Here is a 22,724-nt window from a genome sequence, read left to right as displayed (position 1 = left end):
CGGGGCGGGGGGTCAGTTGAGCCAGGAGCGCTGGAGCGCGCGGCGGACGCGTTCACCGGCCGGCGGTGGCACGTCGCCGTTCGGTGGGGCGGGTGGCAGCGCGGGTGGGGAGCCGGGTTCCAGGACGGCCTGCTCCTCCTCGGTCACCGGGCGCTCGATCTCGGTGAAGCCGCCGTCGGGCCCGCGTACGATCACCCCGGTCTCCACCCCGTGCGCGAGCGTGTGCCGGTCGCGTAGCTGCAGGCCCAGGCAGATCCGGTGGGTGACGATGTACCCCAGCACGGGCCCGGCGACGATGGCGACGCGGAAGATCCACGTGGTCGCGTTGAGCGAGATGTGGAAGGTCGAGGCGATCAGGTCGTTGCCGCCGGCCAGCCACAGCACGCCGTAGTAGACGATGCCCGCGACCCCGAGCGCCGTCCGCACGGGCACGTCGCGCGGCCGGTCGAGCAGGTGGTGCACGGCACGGTCACGGGTGACCCACCGCTCGGCGAACGGATAGAGCGCCAGCGCGGTGAACAACAGGCCGGGCGCGCCGAGCGCCGGGATCAGCACGCTCATCGTCACCGTGGAGCCGAAGACGGTGAACTCCCAGGGCGGCATGATCCGCAGCGCGCCCTCCAGGAAGCCCATGTACCAGTCGGGCTGGGAGCCGGCGCTGACCGTGCTGGGCAGGTAAGGCCCGTACAGCCAGATGGGGTTGATCTGGAACACCGTAGCGAGCAGCGTGATCACCCCGGTCACCCACAGGAAGAACACCGTCGTCTTCGCCAGGAACGCGGGGAAGAACGGCGCGCCGCGCACCTGATCGTTGCGCAGCCCCTTGGCGCGGAACTGGGTGTGCGTCTGCCGCCACGTCAGCACCACCGCGTGCAGCGGGAGCAGCACGAGCAGCAGCGCGGGGATCAGCAGCACGTGCAGGCTGAAGAGGCGGGCGATGATGTCCTCGCCGGGGAACTCCCCGCCGAACAGGAACATCGCCAGGTACGTCCCCACCAGCGGCACCGAGATGATCACCCCGTGCAGGATGCGCAGCCCGGCCCCGGACAGCAGGTCGTCCGGCAGCGAGTAGCCGAACAGCCCGTTGATGAGCACCAGGGCGAACAGCGTCACGCCGATCAGCCAGTTGAGGTCGCGCGGCTTGCGGAAGGCGCCGGTGAAGAAGTTGCGCAGCAGGTGGATGACGATGGCGCCGAGGAAGATGAGCGTGGCCCAGTGGTGCATCTGCCGCATCAGCAGGCCGCCGCGCACCTCGAAGGTGATCTCCAGCGACGACGCGTACGCCTCGCTCATCGTGACGCCGTGCAGCGGCGCGTAACTGCCGTCGTAGACGACCTCCTGCATGGACGGCTTGAAGAAGAACGTCAGGAAGACGCCGGTGAGCAGGATGACCACGAAGGCGTATAACGCGATCTCGCCCAGCAGGAACGTCCAGTGGTCGGGGAAGACCTTCCGCATCGCCTTCTTCAGAAACCCGGCCCCGCCGAGCCGGTCGTCCAGCGCCCCGGCCAGTGAGCTGCCCTTCATCGCCACCCCGCATGCGTCTTGTCCGGACCCTTATGGACAAGACGGGATAGGGGCCGCGAATGTGACACTCACCGGCCGGCGGATGTGGTTCTCTCAGGCGAAGCGTTCGACGGTCACGGGGATGAGGCCCTGCTCGCGCACCGCCTGGCGGTGGTGGTGCAGCAGCGCGCCGAGCGCGGTCACCGGGCCCGAGCCGAGCCGCGCGGTGACGTCCACGCACCAGGCGATGCCCGCGCCGATCCGGCGCAGCTCCCAGCTGAAGCCGTGGCCGCCCGCGTCGGCCGAGGCGGCGCCGACCACGCGCGGGTCGCCGGTCGGCTCAAGCCGCAGCGCCGTGCGCGCGTTCTCCAGGCCGTCGGCGCCCAGCTCGCCGGCGAACAGGATGCGGTAGCGGCGTGCTCTGGAGCCGCCGAGGTTGAGCGGGGCGGTGGTGGGCAGCGTGCGGCGCTCCTGGAAGAGCGTGCGCAGCCCGGCCTCCTCCGGCAGCACCCCGCCGCCCATGCGGGCGAAGGCGTCGTACGCCTCCTGCCTGCTGACCGGCGTCACCCGGCCGCGCAGCGCGCGGTCGGCGCGGATGGCGCGGCTCAGCTCGGCGGAGGAGGACCAGGCTCCGTTCTCCGTTCTCCACTCGGCGCCGTCGATTCCGGCCGCCGTGTAGTCCTCACACAGGACGAACTCCTCCACCAGGAGCCCTGCGGGCGTGCGATCGCCCGCGGTCGCGGAGATCAGGTAGTAATCCACCGGCCCATGATTGTGCCCGGCGGATCGCCAGATCAAGATCATTCACTCGCGCCGCGCGTGCCGTGGCCGCATGTCCGAGCCCAATCCGGGCAGGAGTCCGCCTGGCTCAAGCCGAAACGGGTGCTGAAGAGCGGCATGGCGCCGCTCGACGGCGAGAAGGTCGGCGTGGGCATGCCCGTGCAGCTCCTGCTCTCGCAGCCGATCACCTCGCAGAAGGCCAGGGCGGCGATCGAGCGGTCGCTGGTCGTGCGCATGTCCAAGCCGGTCGAGGGGGCGTGGAGCTGGGTGAGCGACCGCGAGGTGCAGTTCAGGCCGCGGGAGTACTGGCCGGCCGGGCAGAAGGTGACCGTGGTCGCGCACCTCGCCGGGCTGCGCGCCGGCTCCGGACTGTGGGGCACCAAGGACCGCAGCCTGACGTTCACCGTCGGGCCCGAGCACATCACCAAGGTCAGCGCCAAGGCCCACAAGGCGGTCGTCCGCGAGAACGGGAAGGTCGTCAAGACCATTCCGGTCAGCCTCGGGCGGCCGGGCGACGACAGTTATTCCGGCGTCATGATCGCGCAGGAGAAGGCGGCCGACATCGTCATGGACTCCGCCACGATCGGCGAGCCCGGCGAATATCGGATCAAGACCAAGTGGAACGTGCGCATGACGTACAGCGGCACTTTCTTCCACGCCGCCCCCTGGTCCACCGGCGCGCAGGGCAGCTCGAACGTCAGCCACGGCTGCGTGAACGCCAGCCCCGCCAACGCCCGCTGGTTCTACGACTTCACCCAGCGCGGCGACATCATCGAGGTGACAGGCACGTCCAGGAAACTCCAGTTCGGCAACGGGCCGACGCCGTGGGCCAAGTCGTGGGAGGACTGGCTGGCGGGCAGCGCGCTCGGCGAGCCGGTGAACGGATAGGCCGCGGTTTTCAGTACGCGGTTTTCAGTACGCGGTTTTCAGTACGCGGTTCTCAGGACGCGGTTTCAGTAAAGGACACAATCGGGAATCCTTTGTCGGCCTGTACCGCTTCCGCACAGAGCGGCGAATTACCATGAGGGCACGACAGGAACGCCGTCCCGTTCACGGGAGCTGGTATCGGGTGCCTGAAGACGGAACCGGCCGGGGGCTGATCCCGCTCCCGACCCTCGCGCTGTGGCTGCTCGTCTGGCTGCTCAACTGCTACGAGTTCCTGGTGACGTTCTGATCTCCCGGGACCACCAGGCCCGACTCGTACGCGAAGAGGACCAGCCGGGTTCGGTCGCGGACGCCCAGCTTGACCATCGACCTGCTCACCTGGGTCTTGCCCTAAGTTGATCCCATAGGCGACCATTCATCGGATGACTCGTGTGAGGGAGCTAGGAGCAGGCATGCAGATCGTACGGTTCACCAGCCCACTGACCAGCGCCGACGCAGTAGGAATCGACGACGGCGAGCAGGTGGTGGAGCTGGCTGGGATCACCACCGTCGGCGAGCTGCTCCGGTTGTCCTCCGATGAGCTCAAGGAGCGGTGCGCGTCCGCCGACGGCCCCCGCCACCCCTCGGGCTCCGTCGCCCTGCTCCCGCCCGTGGACGGGCGCATGGAGGTGTGGGCCGCGGGCGTCACCTACCGGCGCTCCCGTGAGGCCAGGGTGCTGGAGAGCGAGCGCGCAGCCGACGTGTACGAGCTGGTCTACGACGCCGAGCGGCCCGAGCTGTTCTTCAAGTCGGTGGCGTGGAAGGTCTCGGGCGACGGCGGCCGCATCTCCGTCCGCGAGGACTCCGGGATCGACGTGCCGGAGCCTGAGCTGGGTCTCGTCCTGAACGCGGGCGGCGAGATCGTCGGCTACACGGTCGTCGACGACGTCAGCTCCCGCACCATCGAGGGGGTCAACCCGCTCTACCTGCCGCAGGCCAAGATCTACCTCGGCGGCTGCGCGGTCGGCCCTGGCATCAGGCCCGTGTGCAGGTCGCGGACCCGTACACGCTGGACATCGCGCTCACCATCGTCAGGGGCGGCGAGACCGTCTGGGACGGCAAGGCCAGCACCTCCCAGCTCAACCGGCGGCTCGACGACCTCGCCGGTTACCTCTACCGCGCCGACGCCTTCCCCGACGGCGCCGTGCTGGCCACCGGCACGTGCCTGGTGCCCGACCTGCCGTTCACCCTCCAGGCCGGCGACACCGTCACGATCGGCATCTCCGAGATCGGCACGCTCACCACCAGCGTGGTGCGCGGTCTGGACGCGATGCGTTAGTCCCCGCGTTCAGCGGTCGGCGACGATGGCCGCGGCGGCGGCGCGCAGGCTCGCCGCGCGGCGGCGCAGGTTGTCGGCGGTGGCCAGGCAGGAGTCCTCCAGGTCGGCCACCTCGCGCCTGAGCCTGACGACCTGCGTCAGGTACCGCTGCGCGGCCGGCCCCGTCCAGTACGGCTCGCAGTCGCCAGGCCGCACCGGGATGCCGTCGAACGCGCCCGCGAGCCCCCTGGCGTACCGCATGAACGCGGCGGCCAGCGACTCCTTGTCGGCAGCCTCGCGGAGGAGCTGGTGCTTCGTCGCCATCGCGGGTCAGCCGCCTTCGGCGGCGGTCCTGCCGCCCGGGGTGCCGATGACGGTGGCCCAGGCGCGCTCGCGCAGCCCGTCGGCCCCGACGCCGGGCTTGAGCGCCTCGTGCAGCGCGGTCGCGAGCGCCCGGGCGGCGGCCGGGTCGGCGGTGGCGGCGCTCAGCAGGGCGCGTGACTCGCGGGGATGCTCGGCCAGCAGCTGCTGGAAGGCCAGCGGGTTGGCGGCATACGGCCGGAGCAGGTCGCCAGGGCTCCAGCCGGTGTCCTGCGGGCGGTTCAGCAGCGTGGTCGCGACCCGGTTGAGCACCGTGCCCGACTGCTCGGCGCCCGTGACCAGGGCCGTCAGCGCGCCCGCCGGGGCGGTCGCCACCAGCTCGTGCCAGGCGTCGCCGAGCCGCCCGGTGCGCTCCGCGCTCGCGTACGCCCGCGCCAGCGGCCCGCCGTGCCCTTCGAGCAGCCGGATGAACGTCTCGGTGCCGAGCGCGGAAAGCAGCGCCGTCGCGTACGCGGGATCGCGGACCTCGCCCTCGACGGCCGCGACCGCCGCCGCCACGTCCCCGCCCTCCCGCTCGCCCGCCCGTTCGTCGTCCCGCTCAGCGGCGAGGATGGCGCGGGCGGCGCTCTCGGCGGCCTGCCTGGCCTCGTGCTCGGCCGTGAAAGGGAAGGTCGCGGTCAGCATGCCGCGCTCCCGCACCGGTACGAGCTGCTCGATCGTGTCGATGCGCCACCGCAGGTCCTGCTGGGAGTCGTGGAACAACACCCAGGCGCGGTGCAGGGCGGTGGTGCCCTGGCGGCCGGCCCAGTCCTGCTCCGCCTCGGCGATCGCCGTCTCGAGACCCGGCCGGGTCGCGCTGACGTACGCCTTGCCCGCCTCCATGCGGCGGATCAGTTCGTGCGCGCCACGGGGGTCGATCCCCACGAACTCCCCCATGAACTCTCCCCATCGGTGCGGTAGTGCCAAGGCGGGAGTCAAGCACACGAACCGGGCCGGGCGACACGCGTTTGCCGGAACGGGAATCGGTCCGGCCGATGCCGGTCAGGAGGGGGAGTCCTCCTTCTCGCCCTCCTTCTCGCCCTCTTTCTCGAAGGAGCTGAGCGTGGGGTCGTAGTCGAGGGCGCCGATGTCGTACATCGGGGTCATCCAGTGGTAGAAGTTGTCGCCCCGCTCGCGCAGCAGGTCGTACAGCCGGCGCATCAGCCGGCGGCGTACGGGGGCCAGCTCGTGGTGGGTGTAGCGGTTGCTCAGCTCGTGCGGGTCGGCGTGCAGGTCGTACAGCTCGTTGACCGACTCGGGGTTGACGATCAGCTTGTAGCGGTCGTCGCGGATCATCCGCTGCGGGTACGGGAAGTGGTGGCCGTGGAACTCGGCCAGCAGCTCGCCGGGCCACTCCGGGTGCTCGCCGCGGACGAGCGGGAGCAGGCTGCGGCTGTCCACGGCCGGCCCGGTGTCGCAGCCGGCCAGGTCGAGGATGGTCGCCGTGCAGTCGGTCAGCGTGACGAACTCGTCCCTGACCTGCGGCTGCTGCCCGGGGACGCGGATGATGCCGGGGATGCGGTAGATGTCCTCGTACATGGCCGGGCCCTTGTCGTGCAGGCGGTGGGCGCCGGTGAACTCGCCGTGGTCGGCGGTGAAGAAGACGGACGTGCCGTCACTCAGCCCCAGCTCGTCCATGCGGTCGAGGATGCGGCCGATCTGCTGGTCGATCAGCGTCACGTAACCCCAGTAGACGGCGATCAGCTTGCGGGTGACCTCGATCGGGATCGTGTCGAACGTCCAGTGCGCGCTGTAGTTGCGCTGCACCGGCGGCTTGCCCTCGAACGTCTCGGCGATCGACGGCGGCAGCTCCACCAGGCTCGGGTCGTACATGTCGAAGTACTCGTCAGGCAGCAGGTACGGCAGGTGCGGCCCGAAGAAGTGGGTGGCGAGGAAGAACGGCCGGCCGTCGGCGGCGTAGCGCTCCATGTGCTCGATCGCCCTGGTCGCCAGGTAGTGCTCGAACGTGGCCTCCACCGGCTGGTGCAGCCGCGCGGCCAGCAGGTTGCCCTGGTTGCCGTTCGGCGTCGTCCCTCGGACGAGGTCCGAGATCCGGTACGGCGGCAGCCCCCGCTCCGCCAGGTAGGCGAGGTAGTCGGGATGGTCGACCGGGTTGTGCCAGCCGGGCAGGTCGGGGCCGTCGAAGCCGTAGGAGGCGGCGTTGCGGCTGGTGCCGCCGTGCCACTTGCCGATGAGCCCGAGCTGGTAGCCGCGCTCCTTGAGCGCCTCGGGGAAGGTGAAGGCGTCCTCCCGCAGGTCCTCCAGGTAACCGACGTTGCGCTCGTAGTTCGCCAGCAGCCGGTGACGGAACGGGGCCTGCCCGGTGAGCAGGCTGGCCCGCGCCGGCGTGCAGATGGCCGTCGGCGTGTAGAACCGGTCGAACCGGGTGCCGCTCGCGGCCAGCCTGTCGAGGTTGGGCGTGGCGACGTGCGGGTTGCCGTAGCAGCCCAGGGTGTCGACGCGGTGCTGGTCGGTCATCAGGAACAGCAGGTTCACTTGGTGAAGGCCTTCGTGTAGAGATCGCCGGTGTAGTACGTGGAGGGGTCGGGCCTGGACTTCAGCTGGCCGGTGCCGACGAAGAAGTCGCCGAGGCTGTTCAGCCACTTGGCCACCGTGCCGTCCTTGGTCTTGTTCACCAGGTCCTCGGTGGTCATCGTCTGGACGTTGGCCGCGTCGGCCTTGACCTTGGCCGGGTCGAGCCTGAGCAGCGCGGCGGACTCGGTGATCGCCTCCTCGGGATGCGCGGCCCGCCAGTCGTTGGCCTCCTGCAGCACCTTGATCACCTTGTTGGTGAGCGCCTCGTCCACCTCCGTGCCGCCGACGAATGCGGTCGGGAACGAGCTGTCCGGCCACTCCTTCGTACTGGCGATCTCCACCATGTCCGGCACCTGCTGCTTGATGTTGTCGATCAGCGGATACCAGATGCCGGCCCCGTCGATCTGCCCGGAGGCGAACGCCGACACGACCGTGGCCGGGTCCATCGGCACCTTCTCGATGTCCTTGACCGACATGCCGGCCTTCTGCAGCGCCAGGTTGAGCACCATGTCGCCGGACGTGCCCTCCGGCACGCCGACCTTCTTGCCCTTGAGGTCCTGGATCGTCTTGATGCCGGGCCGGCCGATCACGCGGTCCGCGTACGCCAGCGTGTTGATGGCGACGACCTTGGCCTTGCCCGTGGCGGGCAGCCACATCGCGCCCGGGCCGATGTAGCCGAAGTCGAGGTCGCCCGCGCCGAGCGCCTGGATCTGCAGCGGCCCGTTCGTGAACACCTTGATCTCGGGGGTGAGCCCCTGCTTGTCCCACAGGCCCTGCTTCTCGGCGATGGCGAGCAGGCTGGCGCCGTTGTAGTCGCTGATGTAGCCGAACCTGACGGTGGAGCCGTCGTCGGAGCAGGCGGTCACGGAGAGTGCCAGCAGGCTCACCGCCGAGGCGGCCGTCAGGGCGCGGCGAAGGGAACGCTTGGCCATCGGTCCTTCTTTCTGTGCTGGGGGTTCGGGCGGGTTCAGGCCGCGGGGGCGGCGGACGCCTGGTGGTAGACGGCGTGCCAGACCTCGTTGCGGATCCGCCCGAACTCGGGCGAGAGCCGCATCTCCTCGGTCCTCGGGTACGGCAGGTCGACGTCGATGATCTGCTGGATGCGGCCGGGCCGCGCGGCCATGACGATGACCCGCCTGGCCAGGTAGACGGCCTCGTCCACGTCGTGGGTGATGAACATGACCGTGCGCTGTTCCCTGCTCCACGTGGCGAGGAGCTGATCCTGCAACTGCACCCTGGTCAGCGCGTCGAGCGCGCCGAACGGCTCGTCCATGAGCAGGACCTGCGGGTCCACCGCGTACGCGCGGGCGATCGCGCACCGCTGCCGCATGCCGCCCGACAGCGCCTTCGGCAGCGCGTCGGCGAAGTCGGACAGGCCCACCAGCTCGATCGCCTGCTCGGCCCGCCGCCTGCGCTCGTCGGCGGGCAGCCCCTTGAGCTTCAGCCCGAACTCGACGTTCTTGCGCACGGTCAGCCACGGGAACAGCGCGTACTGCTGGAAGATCACCCCGCGTTCGGGGCCTGGACCGTCGACCGGCCGGCCGTCCACCAGCACCTCGCCGCCGGTCGGCTCGACCAGCCCGGCCGCCATGCTCATCAGCGTGCTCTTGCCGCACCCAGAAGGGCCGACGACGGTGACGAACTCGCGGTCGGCGATGTCCAGCGACACGTGGTCGAGCGCGGTGAAGGTGCCGTCCTTCATCGGGTACGTCTTGACGACGTCCCTGAACGAGATCTTGTTGTTCATCGGCGCTCCTGCCAGTTCGTGAGGCGGCGTTCGGCCAGCAGCAGCAGGCGGTCCATCAGCAGGCCGAGCACGCCGATGGTGATCAGGCCCACGAAGATCGTGGACAGGTCGTAGTAGAGCTGGGCCTGCTGCATCCGGAAGCCCAGGCCCTCCTGCGCGGCGATCAGCTCGGCCGCGACCAGCGTGCCCCAGGCCGCGCCCAGCCCCACCCGCATCCCGACCAGGATGAACGGCGTCGAGGCCGGCACCACGACCCGCAGGAAGATCGTCCGGTCGGACGCGCCGAGCACGCGGGCGGCGTTGATCAGCGTCCTGTCCACGTCCACGACGCCCTGGAAGGTGGAGACCACGCTCGACAGGAACGCCGCCAGGAAGATGACGAAGATCTTCGGCCGCTCGTCGATGCCCATGAGCACGATGGCCAGCGGGATGATCGCCAGCGGCGGGATCGTCCTGAAGAACTGCACGTACGGCTCCAGCAGGCCGCGCGCGGTGGCGTACCAGCCCATGAGGAAGCCGACGGGGATCGCCAGCAGCGTGCCGAGCAGGAAGCCGATCAGGACGCGGCGCAGGCTGGCCAGGGCGTCGGTCACCAGCGTGCCGTCGCCGATCAGCTCGGCCGCGCGGCCGGCCACCTCCAGCGGGTTCGGCAGGCCCTGCACGCCTATGGTGGCCAGCGCCGTCCAGACGAGCAGGCCGACGACGACGGCGACCAGGTTGAGTGCGAGGGCGCGCCGCGAGCGCCTGGGCCCGCGCCGCGCGGCCGGAGCCGCCTGCGCCTTGCCCGTCGCGGTGAGCTGGGTCATGGGTGGTGCCTCGATTGCGTCATGGTGATGTGGGGTCCTCAGCGAGATCCGGGCCTGCCGGATAGCGGGACAGCAAGGGGGATTCGTGCAGCACCAGGGCGATGCCGCCGAGCGCTCCCGCGACCTCGCCGAGCGTCGCCCTGCGCAGGCTCACCCGGTGCCGCGAGACCGGCATGACGTGGTCGTGCAGCGTGCGCTCGATCGGCTCGACCAGCGCCTGGCCGGTCTCGACCAGCTCGCCGCCGACCACGATGACGCTGGGGCCGATCGCGTTGCAGACGGCGGCCAGCACCTCGCCGATCCTGCCGCCCACCCGATCCAGCACGTCCAGCGCGCTTCGCTCGCCCGCCCTGACCGCCTTGACCAGCTCGGGCACGTCGGCGGCTCTCCCGCCGGTCGCTCGGTAGGCGTCCAGCACGGCCCTGATGGAGGCGACGGTCTCCAGGCAGCCGGTGCCGCCGCAGTCGCAGCGCGCGCCGCCCGGATCGACCGTGATGTGGCCGAACTCGCCCGACAGCCCGTACGCGCCCCGGTGCAACGATCCGCCGACCACCAGCCCGCCGCCGACACCGTGCGACAGCCGCAGGTACAGCACGTCCTGCCCGCCTGCCGCCGCCCCCCAGATCGCCTCGCCCAGCGCGGCCAGCCTGGTGTTGTTGTCGAGCAGCACCGGCACGCCGAACCGCTCCCGCAGCAGCACGTGGACGGGGTGCGGCGGGGTCTCGCCGGGGTCCGTGGCGGGGCCTTCGACCTGGGCGCCGACGACGCCGACGCCGATCGCGTCCAGCGCGCCCAGTCGCAGCGCGCCCGAGCCGGTGCCGGTGAGGGAGCCGATGAGCCGTTCGGCCAGCTCGACCCGCTGTTCCCACGGCAGGTCGGCGTCGTGCGGCTCGCTGGCCGAGCCGACGATCTCGTGCGCCAGGTTGACGGCCGCGACGTGCAGGCCGCGTCGGGCGAAGTCGATGCCGATGGCCTGGCCGGCGTCGGGGTTGAGAGTCAGCGTCTCGGCCGGCCTGCCCCGGCCGCGCGGGGTCTCCTGCGCGGACGCGGTGACCACGGCGCCGCTCGCCACCAGCTCGGCGAGGATGTCGTAGAGGGTCGTCCTGGACAGGCCGCAACGCTTGCCCAGCTCGCCCCGGCTCAGGGGGCCGTGCTTGCGCAACAGGCCGAGCACGAGCTCTTCGTGCCCGCGCCGGAGTTGCGAAAGGGGGCCACGGGGTGGTGCCATGCGGAGAGTCTGCCGAGGTCCGTGGTTTTTCGTCAATAACCCGGAAAAAAAGGCGCCCATGCCGTGATGTGCGCTGTGACCTGCGATGACGTACCTGTGAGTGGTTCCGGCGCGCTCGTAACGTTCGCGTAACGGCCGCCGCCGCGCGCCCTGTCGCCGTGGCCCCGGGCCGCCGCGTGGGCGGCCCGGGAGATGGGTCAGGCGGAGTGCTTGACGGCCATTTCGCCCAGTTCGGACCAGTCGTCCTGGGCGATGGTGGTGTTGACGATGCGGGGCGTCTCCGCCAGGTGCGGCGGGAGGGTCTGCTGGGCCTGCTTGAAGTGATCCGACTGGACGTGGGCGGCGCCCGCCTCGTCGTCCCTGAAGGCTTCCACCAGCACGTACTCGTTCGGGTCGTCGAGGCTGCGCGACCAGTCGAACCACAGGCAGCCGGCCTCGGCGCGAGTGGCGGCGGTGAAGTCGCGGGTGATGGCCGGCCAGTCGTCGGCGTGCTCGGGCAGGACGCGGAACTTCGCGGTGATGAAGATCATCGAAACCCCTCGATGTGAATCGTCAGGCGGCGTTACGGCTCGACGATATCGAGGGACTATTGTCTTCATCTCATGTAGGAAATGTTGACTTTGCGGGCGGTGCCTCGTAGCTTCGTACGCATGAGTCAGGCTCCGCACCTCACCCTCAGGAACGTGACGCCGGCGGCGCGGAGCCGGCGGCACGTATGGAGCCTGCTGCGCGGCGAGGTCGCGGCGGCCAGGAAGCGAAGGGTGGCGGCCGCGCATGGCTGACACGGCACGGCTGGACGGGCTCGAGGGCGACGTCCACTGGTACGACCTGCCCGACGACGAGGCTGAGGAGGACTGGGTGAGCGAACGACGGGTGCCCGGCGGCCGGCTCCGGGTGATCGCGGCGGTGGTGGGCCGATGAGCGTCCTCGCCCTGGTGGGCAACCCGCGCTCCGGGTCCAGGACGCTGACCGTGGCCGTCGAGGCCGCCAAGGCCGTCGGGCAGCGGCTCGACCGGCTGGGGGCGGCGGACTCCTACGAGGTGATCGACCTGTCGGCGCTCGGCCCGCACCTGCTCAGCCCTGGCGTCTCCACCGGCGTGGAGGTCGCGCTTGAGCTGGTCGCCGAGGCGAGCGTGCTGGTCGTGGCCAGCCCCACCTACAAGGGCACCTACACCGGGCTGCTCAAGGCGTTCCTGGACCGGCTGCCGCCGCAGGCGCTGGCCGGCAAGGCGGCGCTGCCGCTGCTGGTCATGGGCGACGCCCGGCACGCGCTCGCGGTCGAGGTGCACCTGCGGCCGCTGCTGGTGGAGCTGGGCGCGACCGTCCCCACGCCGGGCCTCGCCGTCGTCGAGGCGGACCTGCCCCGGCTGGACGAGGTGCTCACCATCTGGTCGGAACGCGTCGCCCCGCAGACCAACGCCACCCTCTGCACGCTCATGTGACCGCCCCAAGTGACCGTGACCGCCCCATGTGACGGCCCCCTTTGACGGCCCCCCTTGACGGCCCCCCCTTGACGGCCCCCCTTGACGGCGTCGTCCGGCCCGTCCTGGTGGTGCGCGGGTTGCCGGGGCGGGCTTTATTCCCGCTTATACGCTGATGCTCTTCGGCCTGTCCGCCGCCTCGATCGACGCGCTGGAGACGGTCGCGGTCAACGCCATCGGTCCCGGGCACGCGGTGCTGCTGCGCCAGCGCTTCGGCGACCTGCCCGCCGGGGTGGACGGCCTGGTCGCGATCGGCGTGACGGACGGCCAGGTCAGGCACGTCACGTCGTCGCTGTCGCGCGAGACGGGCACGCCGCCGGCCGCCGCGATCACCGCGCAGCGGGCCATGGAGATCGCGGCCGAGGACGGCGGCATCGACCTCGCCACGGCCGGCACCAAGCAGGCCACGGAGGTGGCGGTGCCCGCGCCCGGCGGGGTGCACAGCGCGTACCAGGTGGTGCTGATCGGCGGCGCGCAGGGCGCGGAGGCGGCGTACACGACGCACGTGGACGCGGTCACCGGCGCGATCCTCACCCGCGAGAACCTCGTCGACCACCACGTCGACCACCACGCCGACCACCACGCCGACCACCATGCCGACCACCACGCCGACCCGGGAAACCCGGAGTGGTCGGTCTTCCCGTCGAACCCGCGTGACGACTACTCCTCCAAGGACACCCGCCAGAAGTGGTGCGCCGCGCCCGGCCCCGGCTGTGACCGGGTGATCGGCGGCGACCCGGCGGCCGGCAGGCCGTGGGACGTCGACCACCTCACGAACGAGCCCACGAACACCAGCGTCGGCAACGCGGCCAGGACGTACGAGAAGCGCGCCAGCGGCGACCCGTTCTCCGTCGGCACCCGCACCAACGTGCTCACCCCGGCCAGGGACTACCGCTACCCGTGGAAGAACACCTGGCACGAGTCCAAGTGCGACCCTGCCGTGTTCGACCAGCCGGGCGAGGCCGACCTCGAAGCGGCCATCTCCAACCTGCACGTCGCGCACAACCGCATGCACGACTGGTCCTACCGCCTCGGCTTCACCGAGACGGCCTGGAACATGCAGGCGGACAACGGCGGTCGCGGCGGGCTCGGCGGCGACCCCGAGCAGGGCAACGCGCAGGCGGGCGCGCGGGTGCTGTCCGTACGGGACAACGCCAACCAGATCACCGGCCCCGACGGGGTGGCGCCGATCACCAACATGTACCTGTGGCAGCCGATCGCCGGCTCGTTCTACTCGCCGTGCGTGGACGGCGACTACGACATGTCGGTCATCGCCCACGAGTACACGCACGCCATCTCCGGCCGCATGATCGCCGGCCCGAACTCCGGCTGGAGCGGCGCCCAGGCCGGAGCCATGAACGAGAGCACGTCCGACCTGTTCTCCATGGAGTACCTCAACGAGTACGGCTTCCGCCCCGCCGGCCGCACCCCGTACGTCACGGGCGGCTACGTCACCGGCGACAAGGAACGCGGCATCCGCAACTACGACATGTCGAAGTCGCCGCTCAACTACAGCGACGTGGCGTACGACATCGTCGGGGCGCAGGTGCACGCGGACGGCGAGATCTGGTCGGCGACGCAGTTCGACGTGCGGGCGGCCTTCGTCAAGCGGTACGGCGCCGGCACGGCCAAGCAGCAGCAGGCGTGCGCCGACGGTAAGACGCCGGTCGAGAAGTGCCCGGGCAACCGGCGCTGGGCGCAGCTGTCGTTCGACGCGCTGCTGCTGATGGCCTCGGGCGCGGTCAGCTACGTCGACCACCGTGACGCGCTGCTCGCGGCCGACGCGATCCGGTTCGGCGGCAAGAACCAGGACATCATGTGGCGCGCGTTCGCCGAGCACGGCCTGGGCGAGGGCGCGTCCAGCCGCGGCGCGGGCGACGCCGACCCGACGCCGAGCTTCGTCGACCCGAGGGGCGAGAACGGCTCACTGAAGCTCAAGCCGCTCGGCGAGGCGAAGGGCGCGGTACTGCGGCTGTACGTGGGCGACTACGAGGCCCGCGCGGTCCCGGTGGCCGACACCGACCCGGCGACCGAGCTCGGCGACACGGTCACGATGACGCCCGGCGTGTACGACTTCGTCGTCGCGGGCCCCGGCTTCGGTCACCGGCGGCTGACGTACGCGGTCGTGCCCGGCGTCGAGCTGCCGCTCCCGCTGGTCATGCCGCGCAACCACGCGTCGGCGGCGAGCGGCGCGACGGCCGGCGGTGACGGCGTCAACCAGGACAAGCTCATCGACGAGACCGAGGCCACGAACTGGGCCTCGCTCACCGGCGCGCCGGCCGGCAAGTCGGTGGTGGTGGACCTGGCGGGCGACAAGCCGGTCAAGATCAGCCGGGTGCAGGTCAGCGCCATGCTGCGGCCGAACGTCGGCGACCCGGCCGACCCTGGCGCGCAGAACCGCTTCTCCAGCCTGCGTTCCTTCGAGGTGCTGGCGTGCAGCGGGAGCTGCGCCGACCCGGCGAGCTTCAAGAAGATCTACACCAGCCAGAAGAACGCCTTCGACGCCTCGCTGCCGCGCCCGCGCGGCGCGAACATGCTGATCAAGTCGTTCGACGTGCGCGACACCAGCGCGACGCACCTGATGCTGCGCGCCCTCACCACCCAGTGCACCGGCAACCCGCTGTACGCCGGTGAGCAGGACAACGACCCGAACTCCGCGACGGACTGCGCCACGGCCGGCCCGCAGCGGGACCAGGTCAGGGCGGCCGAGCTGCAGGCGTTCTCGTACTGACAGGAAAAGGCCCGCGGTCCGGCTTCCGTGCCGGGCCGCGGGCCTCCCCCCTTTAGTAGATGCGGTACTTCTTGCCGCAGTTGTCGAACTTCCCGGCCCAGCAGGTGAAGGTGTAGACCTTCTTGATGCCCCGGCCGCTCCACGTGCCGACGACCTTGCCGTCCCACGCCTTGTTGAACTTCGTCCAGTGGCCGTTCTGGTAGACCTCGAACCAGACCCAGCCCTTCTTGCCGCCGCGCTTGTCCACGCCGTACCACTTCGTGTAGACCTTGCCGTGCGACTTCCAGGTCTTGCCGAACGTGTACGCCTTGTGGTCGCTGGAGAAGAACTTGCCCCAGGACGTCCCGGCCGAGTGCGCGGTCTGAGTGGCGGCCTGAGTGGCGGCCTGGGCCGGAGCGCTCATCGCGAGGCCGGTGACGGCCATCGAACCGGCGAGAGCGGCGATCGCAAAGGTCTTACGCATTTCGGGTTCCTCCCCCTGGTCGGTGCTGCCGGGGTGCTTCCGGCAAGAGGGACATTACGGAGGACGCACCACAACGACTGCGCAGGAATCCACACAACGAACGTGATCGGCGCCACACTCCTCAGCGCTTCACCCGCACCCCATCCGCGGCGAACGGGACGTACCCCTGCTTCGCCGTCCTGGCCTGCACGTCCCCGCACGCGCCGAGCACCAGGAAGCGCGCGCTGGCGTAGTCGATGGCGTGCGGGACGACCTGGCCGTTCTCGCCGACGGCCTGGTACTTCGTCCTGTTGACGCCCATCGAGATCTGGCGCCCGCCGTCCTCGCTGGTCGCCGACTCCGTCGCCATGCCGAACACGCTGCCGCTGTGTCCCCAGAACCGGCCGCACGGCAGGTCGTAGGCGTAGATGCCGAGCCCGTAGTCGAGCAGCCCGCCGGCCACGACCGGCACCGTCTTCTTCATCTCCGCCAGCTCGGCCGGGCCGATCAGCTCGCCGCGCAGCAGCGCGCGGTAGAAGCGGTTGAGGTCGTCCATCGTGGACGTCAGCGCGCCCGCCGTGGTGACCCACGACATGTCGTACACGCTGTAGTCGCGCGGCGGGTCGATGAGGCCGAGCATCGACTCGTACGCCTTCGAGTGCGGGCCGGGGATGTGCGGCGTGCGCGGGAACGCCGTGTGCCGCAGGCCCGCCCTGCGGATCACGTGACGGGTGATGTAGTCCTCGGCCTTCGTGCCCGTCACCTTCTCCAGCAGCAGGCCGGCCAGCACGTAGTTGGTGTTGGAGTAGACGCCGGGGGTGGCGCCGGGCTCGCCCGTCGGCGGGGCGTCGAGGCCGAACTTCGCCGTCTGCAGCCGGGTCAGCCTCCGGAAGCGGTGGTCGTCGAGGCTCTGCGCGGAGTTCTCGTACAGGGAGGGGAACGCCGGGCCGACCAGGTCGGCGATGTGGCTGGTGTGGTTGAGCAGCATGCGTACGGTGATCTTCTGGCCGCGCTCGCCCGGCACGACGTCCGGCAGGTAGCGGCCGATCGGGGCGTCCAGCTCGATCGTGCCGCGGGCGACCTGCTGCAGCACGGCCACCGCGGTGAACGTCTTGGTGATGCTGCCCACCCGGTGCACCATGTCCGGCTTGGCCGGGCGGTTCGTCCGCACGTCGGCCACACCCGAGGCGCCCCGCCAGCTCTTCGCCCCGTCGCGTACCTCGCCGTACAGGCCGTACATGCCCGCCTCATGCACGGCGTCGAGCGCCTCGCGCAGCGCCCGCCGGTCGAGCCCCTCACCCGTGGCGGCCTGCGCCGGGCTCGCGGCGAACAGCACACCGAGCGTCGCCGCCACGGCGGCGGCGCGGCGTCCGGTCTTCTTGGCAGACTGTCGCTTCGTCATGCCGCCAGCATGATCGATTGCGCCCCGCCCCGGGCAGATGCCGCTGTCACGACCTCCATATGACAGCCGTCATGAGGGAGTACGCTGCAATCCCCCCACGAGAGGACGAGAGCGGATGCCCCACGCGGCGAGGCCCACGGTCACGCTGCGCGACGTGGCCGCCGCCGCCGGGGTGTCGGTCGCCACCGCCTCCCGCGTGCTCGCCGGCAGCGCCAGGAAGGTCGCTCCCGAGTACGCGGCCCGCGTCCTCGCCGCCGCCGCCGACCTGCGCTACACCGCCGACGCCGCCGCCAGGGCCATGCGCACGGCGGGCGACTCCATCGCGCTCGTGGCCGACGACCTGACCACGCCGTCGATGGGCATGGTGGTGGCCGCTATGGAGCGGGAGGCCAGCACGGCGGGGGCGTTCGTCACGGTGTCCGCCACGATGGGGGACGCCGCGCGGCAGGCGGAGACCGTGCGCGTGCTGCGGTCGCTGCGGCCCCGGGCGCTCGTCGTCACCTCCAACCGGTTCCTCGCGGGGGCGTCCGACGACCGGCTGGCCGAGGAGTTGCGGTCGTACGAGCGGGACGGCGGCCGGGCCGTCATCTTCGGCGACACCGACCTGCCCTTCGACACCATCGGCTTCGACAACCACGGCTGCGGGCGGCTCGTGGGGGCGTACGTGGCCGCGCTCGGGCACTGGCGGGTGGCGATCCTCGCCGGGTCGCCCGGCCTGCGCAACCTCGCCGACCGTACGGCGGGGTGCGTCGCCGGGCTGAGCGCCGGCGGCGTCCGCGACATCCTCGTCCTGCCCTGCCCGGTCAGCCGGGACGGCGGCTACGCGGCGGCCCGCGATCTGGCCGCCCGTGGCCTGGACGGGCGGCAGGCCGTGCTCGCGGTCAACGATGCCATCGCCATCGGCGCCCTGTCCGGCTTCCGGGCCGCCGGCGTGGACGTCCCCGGGGACGTGTCCGTGACGGGCGTGGACGACATCCCCCTGGCCCGCGACGTCACCCCGCCCTTGACGACGGTCGCCCTCCCGCTCGCCGAGGCGGGCGCCCAGGCGATCCGCTACGCCCTGACCCCTTCGGACACCGTCCGGCACCTCCGGATGACGGGCCACCTGATCCCTCGCCACTCCACGCGTGCCTGACGTCCTGCTCAGGGATGGTGCTCTTGACGCTCATGTGACGGGCGGGGCAGACTGCGGAATACGTTTTCCCACGCGGCGCCGCGCGACCTGACCACCGGACGAAGGAACCCATGTCTCGACAGCAGTACCGGGCCGCGATCATCGGCACCGGCGGGATCGCCCATGCCCACGCCAGGGCCGTGCAGAGCTCCGGAGGGCGGGCAGAGCTGGTCGCCGTGGCCGACGTGGACGCCGGCCGGGCCCGCGAGTTCGCCGACAAGTACGCAATCCCCCACGCCTACGCCGGCGCCGACGAGCTGCTGCGCGAGCAGGAGCTGGACGTCGCCCACCTGTGCACCCCGCCCCAGCTGCACGCCCCCATCGCGCTGGCCTGCCTGGAGGCCGGGGTCACGGCCCTGGTGGAGAAGCCGCCGACGCTCTCGCTGGCCGAGTTCGATGCGCTGATCGAGGCCGAGCAGCGTACCGGCGCCCACGTCGCGACCGTCCTGCAGCACCGCTTCGGCGCCGGAGCGGCCCGCCTGCGCCGCCTGGCCGGGGCGGGTGAGCTGGGCCGCCCGCTGGTGGCCACCTGCCTGACCCAGTGGTACCGGGGCGAGGACTACTACGCGGTCCCGTGGCGCGGCACCTGGGAGTCCGAGGGCGGCGGCCCCACCATGGGGCACGGCATCCACCAGTTCGACCTGCTGCTGTCGGTGCTCGGCCCGTGGACCGAGGTCACCGCCATGGCCGCCCGCCAAGCACGTCCCGTCGAGACCGAGGACGTGTCGATGGCGCTGGTGACGTTCGAGAGCGGCGCCATGGCCACCGTCGTCAACTCGGTGCTGTCGCCGCGCGAGACGTCCGTGCTGCGCTTCGACTACGAGCGCGCCACGATCGAGGTCGAGCACCTGTACGGCTACACCGACGACGACTGGACGGTCACCCCGGCCCCCGCCCACGAGGACGTCAAGTCGCTGTGGGGCGCCGACCGCACCGAGGGGTCGAGCGGGCACACCGGCTGGTTCGCGGCCGTGCTCGACGCGCTCGACCAGGGCGAGCAGCCGCCGGTGACCACCAAGGAAGCCCGCCGCACGATGGAGTTCATCGCCGCGCTCTACGCCTCCGCCTTCACCGGCGAGCGCGTACGGGCCGGGCAGATCACCGCGGACAGCCCGTTCGCCCGCCGCATGGACGGCACCGGCGCCCCCTGGAGGAACCAGTGACTCTGCAGGCCACCCACACCGTCGGAAAGTCGGTCACGGTCGCCGCGGGCGACGCCGAGCTGTTCACCTACGTCTACCGCCCCGACACGCCGGTGCTGGAGTCGCCCAAGCCGTACCTCCACCCGATCCGCACCCTCGGCGGCGCGCTCGTGTCGCTCTACCGGCCGCACGACCACGTGTGGCACAAGGGCATCGCCTGGTCGCTGCCGCACGTGGGCGAGCACAATTTCTGGGGCGGGCCGACGTTCACCGACGGCCGTTACCGCCAGCTCGACAACAACGGCAGCGCCGTCCACCGCGAGATGACGAACCTCACCGCCGACGGCGGCCGGGCCGGGATCGGGCACGCGCTCGACTGGACGTCCCAGGCTGGCGCGCCCGTCATCGAGGAGCGGCGCGCGCTCAGCGCGTCCGTCGTGGACGACGGCGCGTGGGCGCTGGTCTTCGAGACCGTCATGACGAACGTGTCAGGCGCCACCCTCGACTTCGGCTCCCCGACCACCAAGGGCCGCGAGAACGCCGGCTACGGCGGCCTGTTCTGGCGCGGGCCCCGCTCGTTCACCGGCGGCCTCATCCAGTCGCCTGCCGGGGCGGGCGGCGACGAGCTGCGCGGCATGCGCGCCGAGTGGTTCGGCTTCCGCGGCCGGCACGACGAGACCGGCGAGCACTCCACGATCGTCATGGTCGACGACACCGCCAACCCGCAGCACCCGCCGCAGTGGTTCGCCCGCACCGAGATGTTCGCGTGCCTGTGCCCCGCGCCGTTCTTCAGCGAGGAGGTGCCGCTGCCCGACGGGCAGAGCCTGAGCTTCCGGTACGCGGTCGTCATCGCCGACGGCGACCGGGGCGAGGACGGCACGGCCAAGCTCGCCGAGCTGGGGAGGGAGGCGCTGCGATGACCGCCGTTCCCGGGGCGTTCCCCGGCGGCACGTCCGTCAGCCGGCTGTCGGTCTACTCGGGCAACGCCTGCGCCGACGGCCTGGAGGGCGGCACGCCGCACCTGCACACGGCCTCGACGGAGGCGTACGTGGTGATCGGCGGGCGGGGCGCGCTCCAGACGCTGGACGCCAATGGGCTGCGCGAGACCGAGCTGCTGCCCGGCACCACCGTGTGGTTCACGCCCGGCACCATCCACCGCGCTGTCAACAGGGGCGGGCTCGAAGTGGTGGTCGTGATGTCCAACGCGGGGCTGCCCGAGGCGGGGGACGCGGTCATGACGTTCCCGCCGGACGTCGTCGCCGACCCCGCCCGCTACCGCGCCGCCGCGACCCTCCCCTCCGTCGATGTGGAGAAGGCGGTGCGGCGGCGCAGGGAGCTGGCCGTCGAGGGCTTCTCGCGGCTCGTGGACGGCGGCCCGGGCGCGCTGCGCGCCTTCTACGACAGCGCGGTCGCGCTCGTACGTGACCGGGTGGGGGAGTGGCGGGGCATCTGGGAGCGTACGGTCGCCGAGGAGACCCGCCGCACCTCCGCAGTGCTCGACGCCCTCGAACGCGGCGACGGCGGCCACCTGCTGGACGCGGCGCTCATGGAGTCGCCCGCGGAGGAGCGGTGGGGCATGTGCGGCCACCTCCGCGCCCACGACGTCACCCACCCCATCCTCCACACCCCGACCTGACCAGGGATGATGACCGGCACGGGCGACGAGACGCCGGGTTCGGGCGGGCCGCCTGACAGGGCGCGGGGAGCCGGCGGGCCGGCGACCCTGCATGATGTCGCGCGGGAGGCGGGCGTGTCCGTGGCCACCGCCTCCCGGGCGCTCAACGGCAGCGCCCGCAACGTCAGGGCGGAGAACGTCGCCCGCGTGCGCGCCGCCGCCGACCGGCTCGGCTACCGGCCGCACCTGTCGGCCCAGGCCATCGCGAGGGGCTCGACGAGGACCGTCGCCCTGGTGGTGCGCGACGTGGCCGACCCGTACTTCTCCGCCATCGCCGCGGGCGTGGCCGCCGAGGCCGAGGCCGCGGGGCTGATCCTGACGATGGCGGTGGCCGGCGGCTCACCGGAACGCGAGCTGCAGATCGTCAGGACACTCAGGGGCCGCCGCCCGCGCGTCGTCATCGTGACCGGCAGCCGCATCGACGGGGCGGGCACCAGGGACGCGCTCGTGGAGGAGCTGGAGGCGTACCGGACGGCGGGCGGCAGGGTCGTCATGATCAGCCAGCGCGACCTGCCGTACCCGACCGTGACCATCGACAACGGGGGCGGCGCGGCGGACCTCGCCCGCGCCCTGCTCGGCGCCGGCTACCGCCGCTTCGCCGTCCTGCACGCCCCCGCCGCGCTGCGCACCTCCCGCGAGCGGCACGAGGGCTTCCTGGCCGGGCTGGCCGGCTCAGGCGTGCCCGAGCCGCTCGCCGTCGAAACCGGCTTCACCAGGGACGGCGGCTACGCGGCGGCGCGCCGGCTGGCCGAGCGGCCGGGGGACGTGGACGCGGTGTTCGCGGTCAACGACGTGATGGCGATCGGCGCGATGACCGGGCTGCGTGACGCCGGGCTGCGGCCGGGGACGGACATCGGGGTGGCCGGCTTCGACGACATCGCACCCGCCGTGGACGTCGTCCCCGCCCTGACCTCGGTCGCGGTCCCGCTCCGCGAGGCGGGCGCCGCCGCCGTCCGCCTCGCCCTGTCGAACGACACCACCCCTCCCAGCCTCACCACGAAGGTCATCCTCCGCGCCAGCACCCCGAGCGCCACACCCCCAACCTCCCGGTCGCGAGGAGAAGGCTGGCACCCCTGGGCGTAGAGGTCACGGACACCACGGCGACCTTCCCTGACGGCTCCTTCGACCTGATCACCAGCCGCCACGAGGCGTACGACCCGCACGAGATCCGCCGCCTCCTGACCCCGGGCGGCACCTTCCTCACCCAGCAGGTGGCCGGCCGCGACCTGGAGGAGCTCAACACAGCCCTGAAAGCCCCACCCCACGACAACGCCACCTGGAGCCTGACCGAAGCGGCGAACGGCCTGCGGGACGCGGGCCTGGACGTCGTCTGGAGCGCCGAAGCCGCCTTCACCACCGCATTCCACGACATAGGCGCCCTCGTCCTGTTCCTCCGCATGGTCCCGTGGCAGATCCCCGCCTTCGACGTCCAGACGTACGCCCCGCACTTCCGCACCCTCCACGAGTCCCGAGCCCCCCTGACAGCCACCGCCCACCGCTTCGCCCTCCTCGCCCGCACCGAGCCATAAGATC

24 protein-coding genes are annotated in these 22,724 nt (G+C 71.5%); 12 read left to right on the top strand and 12 right to left on the bottom strand.

Annotated elements, in window-relative coordinates:
* Window positions 1-12 precede the first annotated feature (12 nt).
* Window positions 13-1,527, bottom strand: coding sequence for a cytochrome b N-terminal domain-containing protein (locus ABZW11_RS28375; protein ID WP_355423219.1), 1,515 nt, complete (start codon window positions 1,525-1,527; stop codon window positions 13-15).
* A 93-nt stretch (window positions 1,528-1,620) separates the two neighbouring features.
* A complete protein-coding gene (locus ABZW11_RS28370; RefSeq protein ID WP_355423216.1) occupies window positions 1,621-2,268 on the bottom strand; it encodes a hypothetical protein in 648 nt (215 codons plus the stop codon).
* A gap of 57 nt (window positions 2,269-2,325) precedes the next feature.
* Here ABZW11_RS28370 and ABZW11_RS28365 point away from each other — a divergent pair, with 57 nt between their 5' ends.
* Window positions 2,326-3,174, top strand: coding sequence for a L,D-transpeptidase (locus ABZW11_RS28365; protein WP_355423213.1), 849 nt, complete (start codon window positions 2,326-2,328; stop codon window positions 3,172-3,174).
* A 1,021-nt stretch (window positions 3,175-4,195) separates the two neighbouring features.
* Window positions 4,196-4,489, top strand: a complete 294-nt coding sequence (locus ABZW11_RS28360; protein WP_355423210.1) for a fumarylacetoacetate hydrolase family protein — start codon at window positions 4,196-4,198, stop codon at window positions 4,487-4,489.
* Window positions 4,490-4,498: 9 nt separating this feature from the next.
* On the opposite strand, the gene ABZW11_RS28355 is transcribed toward ABZW11_RS28360, so the two are convergent.
* The 8 genes from ABZW11_RS28355 to ABZW11_RS28320 form a co-directional block, all read right to left on the bottom strand.
* Window positions 4,499-4,792: a hypothetical protein gene (locus ABZW11_RS28355; protein WP_355423207.1), complete on the bottom strand. Its 294-nt coding sequence runs from the start codon at window positions 4,790-4,792 to the stop codon at window positions 4,499-4,501.
* Window positions 4,793-4,798: 6 nt separating this feature from the next.
* Complete coding sequence (locus tag ABZW11_RS28350; RefSeq protein WP_355423204.1) at window positions 4,799-5,725, bottom strand: hypothetical protein; 927 nt, start codon at window positions 5,723-5,725, stop codon at window positions 4,799-4,801.
* A gap of 105 nt (window positions 5,726-5,830) precedes the next feature.
* Window positions 5,831-7,324, bottom strand: a complete 1,494-nt coding sequence (locus ABZW11_RS28345) for a sulfatase-like hydrolase/transferase (protein WP_355423201.1) — start codon at window positions 7,322-7,324, stop codon at window positions 5,831-5,833.
* Complete coding sequence (locus ABZW11_RS28340; protein WP_355423198.1) at window positions 7,321-8,295, bottom strand: aliphatic sulfonate ABC transporter substrate-binding protein; 975 nt, start codon at window positions 8,293-8,295, stop codon at window positions 7,321-7,323. The genes ABZW11_RS28345 and ABZW11_RS28340 overlap by 4 nt, the downstream gene beginning before the upstream one ends.
* Window positions 8,296-8,330: 35 nt before the next feature.
* Complete coding sequence (locus ABZW11_RS28335) at window positions 8,331-9,110, bottom strand: ABC transporter ATP-binding protein (protein WP_355423195.1); 780 nt, start codon at window positions 9,108-9,110, stop codon at window positions 8,331-8,333.
* Window positions 9,107-9,916: an ABC transporter permease gene (locus tag ABZW11_RS28330; RefSeq protein ID WP_355423193.1), complete on the bottom strand. Its 810-nt coding sequence runs from the start codon at window positions 9,914-9,916 to the stop codon at window positions 9,107-9,109. Before ABZW11_RS28330 ends, ABZW11_RS28335 begins: the two co-directional genes overlap by 4 nt.
* A 19-nt stretch (window positions 9,917-9,935) precedes the next feature.
* Complete coding sequence (locus ABZW11_RS28325) at window positions 9,936-11,144, bottom strand: ROK family protein (RefSeq protein ID WP_355423190.1); 1,209 nt, start codon at window positions 11,142-11,144, stop codon at window positions 9,936-9,938.
* A gap of 197 nt (window positions 11,145-11,341) precedes the next feature.
* The gene (locus tag ABZW11_RS28320; RefSeq protein WP_355423187.1) at window positions 11,342-11,674 is read right to left on the bottom strand and encodes a putative quinol monooxygenase; all 333 of its coding nucleotides are present in this window, start codon (window positions 11,672-11,674) and stop codon (window positions 11,342-11,344) included.
* Between the two features lie 120 nt (window positions 11,675-11,794).
* Here ABZW11_RS28320 and ABZW11_RS28315 point away from each other — a divergent pair, with 120 nt between their 5' ends.
* The 4 genes from ABZW11_RS28315 to ABZW11_RS28300 all read left to right on the top strand — a co-directional run bounded on the left by ABZW11_RS28315 (window position 11,795) and on the right by ABZW11_RS28300 (window position 15,356).
* Entirely contained in the window at window positions 11,795-11,926 is a 132-nt protein-coding gene (locus tag ABZW11_RS28315) for a hypothetical protein (RefSeq protein ID WP_355423184.1), read from the top strand.
* On the top strand, window positions 11,919-12,065 hold the full coding sequence (locus ABZW11_RS28310) for a hypothetical protein (RefSeq protein WP_355423181.1): 147 nt from the start codon (window positions 11,919-11,921) through the stop codon (window positions 12,063-12,065). Before ABZW11_RS28315 ends, ABZW11_RS28310 begins: the two co-directional genes overlap by 8 nt.
* Window positions 12,062-12,586 (top strand): NAD(P)H-dependent oxidoreductase, encoded by a 525-nt coding sequence (locus tag ABZW11_RS28305; RefSeq protein WP_355423178.1) that lies wholly within the window; start codon window positions 12,062-12,064, stop codon window positions 12,584-12,586. Before ABZW11_RS28310 ends, ABZW11_RS28305 begins: the two co-directional genes overlap by 4 nt.
* 154 nt (window positions 12,587-12,740) lie before the next feature.
* The gene (locus ABZW11_RS28300) at window positions 12,741-15,356 is read left to right on the top strand and encodes a M36 family metallopeptidase (RefSeq protein ID WP_355423175.1); all 2,616 of its coding nucleotides are present in this window, start codon (window positions 12,741-12,743) and stop codon (window positions 15,354-15,356) included.
* Window positions 15,357-15,408: 52 nt separating this feature from the next.
* Here the strand turns inward: ABZW11_RS28300 and ABZW11_RS28295 are convergent, their stop codons facing one another.
* Complete coding sequence (locus ABZW11_RS28295; protein WP_355423172.1) at window positions 15,409-15,819, bottom strand: hypothetical protein; 411 nt, start codon at window positions 15,817-15,819, stop codon at window positions 15,409-15,411.
* A 121-nt stretch (window positions 15,820-15,940) separates the two neighbouring features.
* Window positions 15,941-17,200, bottom strand: coding sequence for a serine hydrolase domain-containing protein (locus ABZW11_RS28290; RefSeq protein WP_355423169.1), 1,260 nt, complete (start codon window positions 17,198-17,200; stop codon window positions 15,941-15,943).
* 115 nt (window positions 17,201-17,315) lie between these two features.
* Here ABZW11_RS28290 and ABZW11_RS28285 point away from each other — a divergent pair, with 115 nt between their 5' ends.
* The 6 genes from ABZW11_RS28285 to ABZW11_RS28260 all read left to right on the top strand — a co-directional run bounded on the left by ABZW11_RS28285 (window position 17,316) and on the right by ABZW11_RS28260 (window position 22,720).
* Complete coding sequence (locus tag ABZW11_RS28285; RefSeq protein WP_355423166.1) at window positions 17,316-18,335, top strand: LacI family DNA-binding transcriptional regulator; 1,020 nt, start codon at window positions 17,316-17,318, stop codon at window positions 18,333-18,335.
* Window positions 18,336-18,445: 110 nt separating this feature from the next.
* Window positions 18,446-19,537 (top strand): Gfo/Idh/MocA family oxidoreductase, encoded by a 1,092-nt coding sequence (locus ABZW11_RS28280; RefSeq protein ID WP_355423163.1) that lies wholly within the window; start codon window positions 18,446-18,448, stop codon window positions 19,535-19,537.
* Window positions 19,534-20,436 carry a PmoA family protein gene (locus ABZW11_RS28275; RefSeq protein WP_355423160.1) on the top strand — a complete coding sequence of 301 codons (903 nt, stop codon included), beginning with the start codon at window positions 19,534-19,536 and terminating at the stop codon, window positions 20,434-20,436. Before ABZW11_RS28280 ends, ABZW11_RS28275 begins: the two co-directional genes overlap by 4 nt.
* On the top strand, window positions 20,433-21,152 hold the full coding sequence (locus tag ABZW11_RS28270) for a cupin domain-containing protein (RefSeq protein WP_355423158.1): 720 nt from the start codon (window positions 20,433-20,435) through the stop codon (window positions 21,150-21,152). Before ABZW11_RS28275 ends, ABZW11_RS28270 begins: the two co-directional genes overlap by 4 nt.
* A gap of 87 nt (window positions 21,153-21,239) precedes the next feature.
* Window positions 21,240-22,274: a LacI family DNA-binding transcriptional regulator gene (locus tag ABZW11_RS28265; protein ID WP_355423330.1), complete on the top strand. Its 1,035-nt coding sequence runs from the start codon at window positions 21,240-21,242 to the stop codon at window positions 22,272-22,274.
* A gap of 128 nt (window positions 22,275-22,402) precedes the next feature.
* The gene (locus ABZW11_RS28260; RefSeq protein WP_355423155.1) at window positions 22,403-22,720 is read left to right on the top strand and encodes a hypothetical protein; all 318 of its coding nucleotides are present in this window, start codon (window positions 22,403-22,405) and stop codon (window positions 22,718-22,720) included.
* The last annotated feature ends 4 nt before the right edge of the window (window positions 22,721-22,724 follow it).

It is taken from the genome of Nonomuraea sp. NPDC004580, from assembly GCF_040609855.1.
GTDB lineage: Bacteria > Actinomycetota > Actinomycetes > Streptosporangiales > Streptosporangiaceae > Nonomuraea > Nonomuraea salmonea.
Note: the sequence above shows the minus strand (reverse complement) of the source record. Positions and strands in the feature narration are given on the sequence as shown.